Origin of the sequence: Devosia sp. (assembly GCF_030689745.1) — a bacterium.
GTDB classification, from domain to species: Bacteria; Pseudomonadota; Alphaproteobacteria; order Rhizobiales; family Devosiaceae; genus Devosia; species Devosia alba.
This window is the reverse complement of the sequence record NZ_JAUYGL010000209.1, coordinates 1-2,352: the sequence shown is the minus strand read 5'-3', so window position 1 is coordinate 2,352 and position 2,352 is coordinate 1. Positions and strand designations below refer to the sequence as shown.

The window sequence follows — 2,352 nt, the reverse complement described above, 5'->3', positions numbered from 1 at the left end:
AGACGGTACGCGTCATGCTCGCCACCGGGCTGACAACGGCGGGGGCGCTCGGCGCGTCGCGTGACCCCTGGAAGGCAGTGGCCCATGTTGGCACCGAGCGCGAGGCCGGCATTGGCGCCTGGCTCTACTTCAATGCCATGGGCTGGGACTGGCCCAACGCCACCCATATTCAGGACCCCCTCAGCCTGCGCATGATGAGCCAGGTGTTTGCCACCGGGTTTGAAACCCTGGTCGCTGCCGGCAAGACCCTGCTCGCCGCCACCGGACGCACCGATGATAATCCCGTGGTTGCCGGTGGGCAGGTGCTGACCTCGGGTGGTTCACTGCCGCTCGACGTCACCGTGTTCCTGCAGACTGCCCAATTGGGCCTTGCCCATATGGCACGCAATTCGTTCAATCGCTGTGTCCTGCTCGGCAATGGCGGGCGGCGCGACCTGCCGGTCAATCTGGTGGCACCGGGCGCCATTGCCACCGGTTTTGGCCCGATCATCAAGCTGGCCGGCGAGCTGTTTGCCCGCGTTCTCAGCATGACCAACCCGATCTCGGCCAATTCCATGGTGGTCGCGGGTGGGCTCGAAGACGAGGCTGCCTTTTTGCCCCTGGTGGTGGAGCGGTTTGAACGGCAGGTGCTGGCACTCAACCGTCTGGCGGCGCTCGAAGCCATTCTGGCGGCGCAGGCCATGGACATTTCGGGCGACCGGCCAGGCAATGTCCCCGGTATCGTCTATGACCTCGTGCGCCAGCATGCCGCCTATTACACACTCGATCGGCCCCTCTCCGCCGAAGTGGAGGCCGTCGAGATCGCCCTGGGCTCTGACGCTTTTATGAACGAACTAATTGGCCACTCGGCGATTATGGAATTGGACGAGTTTTTCGCCTTGGGCCCCATCAATTAGCATTTGAGACCTAGCCCAGCTCTGCCAAGTCGATACGTTAGGGAAAACCGGGTTCTGGGCCCGGAGAAAACGGAGAAACCAATGCGCCTCACATCCAAGCTTCTGAGCGCCGTCGCCGCGCTCGCCATTTCTGTCACGGCCGCGAATGCACAGGTTGTTGTTTCATCCAAGATTGACACCGAGGGTGGTGTTTTGGGCAACATCATCAAGCAGGTGCTCGAGGCCAATGATATTGCCGTCGAAGACCGCATTCAGCTCGGCGGCACGCCGATCGTTCGGCAGGCCATTACCGCTGGCGAAATCGACATCTATCCCGAATATACCGGCAATGCCGCGTTCTTCTTCGAGAAGGCCGATGACCCGCTGTGGAACGACGCGGCGCTGGCCTATGCAGAGGCCGCCAAGCTCGACTACGAGGCCAACAAGATCGTCTGGCTGATGCCATCGCCTGCCAACAATACCTGGGCAGTCGCCATCCGCACCGATGTCGCCGAAGCCAATAATCTGAACACCTTCAGCGAATTTGGCGCCTGGGTCGCCGGCGGTGGCGAGGTCAAGCTGGCCGCCTCGGCCGAGTTCGTCAACTCGCCCGCTGCCCTGCCGAAATTTCAGGAAGTCTATGGTTTCACCCTGACCCCTGATCAGCTCATCACCCTGTCGGGTGGCGATACGGCGGCCACCATTGCCGCTGCTGCCCAGCAGACCAATGGCGTCAACGCCGCTATGGTCTATGGCACCGATGGCGGCATCGCCCCATCCGGGCTCAAGGTGCTTGAGGATGACAAGGGCGTGCAGCCGGTCTACCAGCCCGCCCCGATCATCCGGGAGGACGTGCTCACCGAATATCCGCAGATCGAAGAGCTGCTCAAGCCGGTATTCGCCGGTCTGACCCTTGAAGTGCTGCAAGACCTCAATGGCCGGGTCCAGGTGGGTGGCGAGGCTTCCGCCGCCGTGGCGACCGACTATCTGACGACTGGCGGTTTCCTCGACTAGCGGCAAACCGGGGTGAGGGCCATGCGCTCACCCCGTCCCCGGCTCCCCTCGAGCCGGGCCATCTTCGGGCGACGCATCTACTGACCATTCCGGAGCCAGCATGAGCATAGCCGACACCACCATTGCGACCGGCGCCCGCCCGACCTGGTTGGCGCTCGACAAGCTTGGCGTGCTGATCGCGCTGATTGCTGCCGCAGGCGCCGCGCTGCCCTTCGCCCTGTTCCGCGCCAACCGCATCGTGCTGGGCCAAACCCAGAGCCTGGCCGAGGCTCTGCCGGGCCAGTTGGGCCTGTTGCTTGCTGCGGTGCTGCTGACCGGATTTGTCGTCGCACTGCTGCGCTTTACCGCCCGCGCCAAACTGCTTGTCGGCTTTTTCGTGCTGGCGGTGCTGTTCGTGCTGATGGGGCAGTCGGCCGCCTATCTGACGCCGGCGGGCAACAGCTTTGCCCGGGTTTCGCCGGGG

2 protein-coding genes and 1 pseudogene are annotated in these 2,352 nt (G+C 63.3%); all 3 read left to right on the top strand.

Annotation, left to right across the window (positions count from 1 at the left end; genetic code table 11):
- Positions 1–896: aromatic amino acid lyase (locus Q8O80_RS18240; protein ID WP_305581902.1), on the top strand; the 896-nt coding region annotated here is incomplete at its 5' end.
- Between the two features lie 81 nt (positions 897–977).
- On the top strand, positions 978–1,889 hold the full coding sequence (locus Q8O80_RS18235; protein WP_305581900.1) for an ABC transporter substrate-binding protein: 912 nt from the start codon (positions 978–980) through the stop codon (positions 1,887–1,889).
- Positions 1,890–1,989: 100 nt separating this feature from the next.
- Positions 1,990–2,352 (top strand): annotated as a pseudogene (locus Q8O80_RS18230) (ABC transporter permease); the annotation flags it as partial.